Source organism: Bacillus haikouensis (genome assembly GCF_013179555.1).
Lineage (GTDB): Bacteria > Bacillota > Bacilli > Bacillales > Bacillaceae_B > Rossellomorea > Rossellomorea haikouensis_A.
Genome location: NZ_JABMCR010000385.1, coordinates 1 through 3,100 on the forward strand (window position 1 = coordinate 1; position 3,100 = coordinate 3,100).

A 3,100-nucleotide genomic window follows, 5' to 3' on the forward strand; every position below is an offset into this window, starting at 1 on the left:
ATACGCACTGTTTTGCGGTTAATGGCAAGGTGCATTCTTTTACTAGCTTACTATTATGATATTTATCCAAGTGAGTCATTACCACGATCACTTTTTTCGCTTTTGATGCGAGTTCAGTCGCACCGCCCATTCCCGGCACCTTTTTACCGGGTATGATCCAATTTGCAAGGTCACCTTTTTGGCTGACCTGCAAAGAACCAAGGATGGTCAAGTCAATTTTTCCTCTTCGGATCATCGCGAATGCTGCTGCACTGTCCGTATAACTTCCACCGTTAATCAGTGATACCGGGAAACCGCCGGCGTTACAGAGGTTTCCGTCCTCACTGCCTCTCCCCGGGGCCGCTCCTATGCCTACAATTCCATTTTCCGAATGAAAAATGACTTCATACCCTGAAGGGAGATGATTGGGTACGAGTGAAGGGATCCCAATCCCGAGATTGACGACCATCCCATCCTTTACTTCCCGGGAAGCTCTCTCCGCCAGCCTGTTCTTTATTCCCATATCCATTTCCAATCGACTCCTTTAGAAGGAACAATATAATCGACAAAAACTCCAGAGGTAACGATTTGTTCCGGATCCAGTTCTCCGGTGTCTACGATTTCTTCAGCTTCCACAATAGTGATGTCTGAAGCCATAGCCACTAATGGATTCGTATTTCTCGCACTTTTGTCATAAACAAGATTACCGAATGGATCCGCTTTCTTTGCTAATACGATACCTACTTGTGCAGACAGGGCTGACTCAACTAAATAAGGATGTCCTTCTATTTCAATCACTTTCTTCTCCTTGTTCAAGTATGGGTCATCAATCCCTATATCAGATATGATACCTTTTAGTCCCACACCGCCAGCCCTGATTCTTTCCGCAAGTATTCCTTGTGGAGAAAATTCCACTTCAAGTGTCCCCTCACTCATCAACCTGCCAGCTATCGGGTTCGAACCGATATGGGAGGCGATGACTTTTTTGACTCTATTTTCGGCAATCAGCTGCCCGATCCCGATATGGGGAAACCCCGTGTCATTCCCAATGATTGTCAGGTCTCTGGTCCCCCAATTCAATATGTTATTAATGATAGTCGGCGGAGAACCTACTCCTCCAAAACCGCCAAACATTAGAATCATATTATTAAAGAATAAAGACTTTATGTTTTCATAGCTGCTAATTTTATTTAGATTTCTAGACACCCCTACCCCTCCTTCGACTTCATTTCAACTGTTTGAAAGGTGGACCGCAGCCTTTTGTACACTTCCTCAAGCTCTCTTTTCGAACTGTTCAGAGGTGGTGCTATTATGATGGCCGAGCCTTTTCTCCCGTCGAGCCCTGCTGCCGCCGGATACAATAGGATTCCGTTTTCGGTACCTGCAGCCACGACAGAAGAAGTGAAAGTTCCACCCGATTCACTGCCTGAGAGAGTAAATTCAATGCCCAATAATAAGCCCTTTCCCCTAACTTCCCGCACAAATAAAAATTCATTCTTCAACTTCGCCAATAAATTTCTCAAATAAATACTTTTACTTTCAATTCCTTCTATGATCTTTTCTGATTCGATGAGTTTCAGAACGGCAAGAGCGGCGGCTGAGGAGAGCGGATTCCCGCTGTAAGTATGACCGCTCATAATAATTCTTGTCCCATTTATTATTGGTTCCATCACTTTGTCTGATATCAATGCTGCCGCTATTGGTGCATATCCAGCACTCAATCCTTTTCCGACAGCCACGATATCAGCTTTGACTCCCCATTGTTCAAGTGCCAAGAAGGTCCCTGTTCTTCCGCATCCGCTCATGACTTCGTCAGAAATAAATAGAATTTCATTACGTTCACAGATTTCTTTGATGCGGGAATAGTATTCTTTAGGTGGTGAAATGGCTCCTCCCGCTGCTCCGATGATCGGCTCTGAAATGAATGCTGCGATATTATCGGCTCCTATTCTTGAAATCATCATCTCCAGCTGCTGAGCACAAGCCAAATCACAGGTAGGATAAGACTTGCCAAACGGGCAATCCAAACAATATGGAGGCTCGATTGTCGGCCAATCCCCTATTACGGAATCGAACCTTTCCCTTCTGACAGGATGACCTGAAGCTGATAAAGCTCCCAATGTGATACCATGGTAACTGAGCCACCTCGACAGGATTCTTCTTTTGGCAGGCTTGCCCTTTTCATGCCAATGCTGAAGAGCGATTTTTATTGAAGTTTCCACTGCTTCTGAGCCGCTGTTCACAAAGAAACTCCACGGATATCCTGTTTTCTCATGAAGAAAAGCAGCGAGATCTTCAGCTGGCTGGTTGCTGAATTGCGAACGATATACAAAGGCCACTTTGCTGCCCTGCTCAACAATCGATTGAATGATTTCCTCCATTCCATGTCCCAGATTCGCTGTTACAGCTCCGGAACAAGCATCTAAATACTCCTGACCTGACTGATCGTACAGATAAACTCCCTTCCCATAATCAATCATCGGATAATGATCACCTATAAATGGTTTAATTAAATGTGAATGAGGCATATTCTCCCTCCCGAAGACTCAATTTCGAGCTCTCTGTTCATTCGTACTGTGTTTCACAAATGAAGGATCCCTTACTTACATTCATATGTCTTTAAACAAGAATCTTTCTTTGCTTTTCAAAAATACCCCGATTCTCTTTTTGGTGTTCAACCCCAGACTTCCGACCAGTACATAAGACCCACTCGAACCACTTGCATGATTTGTTATTGATTTAAATGAAGTTTGTATTTATTGATCAATTCGTTCATATTAACAAGATTAAACTAAACATAACTCACAATTAAACGAACATAATTAAAAATACTTACATATTTATTCGGGTATATCTAAATTTGATAAAATTCTTAAAAATTCGACAAAAAGTAACCAAATAGACTAGATTAATCAGTACAATATAGGTAGAATAATGGTAAGTTCATCCTTTGATGCTACTTTTTTCACGTCCAGGAGGGGGATGCAGTGATAAAGAAAAAATGGAAATCACCAGTCACATTGCCAAAAGGAAACAAAAAGAAAGAGAGTAAGGAAAAGACAAAGAATAATCGGGGTTTACTTACATACTTTCGTACAATCCGTGGAAAAGTCGTTCTTTC

At 42.5% G+C, this 3,100-nt stretch carries 3 protein-coding genes; all 3 read right to left on the reverse strand.

Translation table 11 applies throughout. The features are described from left to right. Positions 1 to 514, reverse strand: a 514-nt coding sequence (locus HP456_RS21940; protein WP_172255072.1) for a 3-oxoacid CoA-transferase subunit B, incomplete at its 3' end; no start/stop codon positions are given. Beyond that, on the reverse strand, positions 493 to 1,185 hold the full coding sequence (locus HP456_RS21945; RefSeq protein ID WP_312857805.1) for a 3-oxoacid CoA-transferase subunit A: 693 nt from the start codon (positions 1,183 to 1,185) through the stop codon (positions 493 to 495). The genes HP456_RS21945 and HP456_RS21940, both read right to left, overlap by 22 nt. 2 nt (positions 1,186 to 1,187) lie before the next feature. Then, positions 1,188 to 2,507, reverse strand: a complete 1,320-nt coding sequence (locus HP456_RS21950) for an aspartate aminotransferase family protein (RefSeq protein ID WP_172255074.1) — start codon at positions 2,505 to 2,507, stop codon at positions 1,188 to 1,190. Between the last annotated feature and the right edge of the window lie 593 nt (positions 2,508 to 3,100).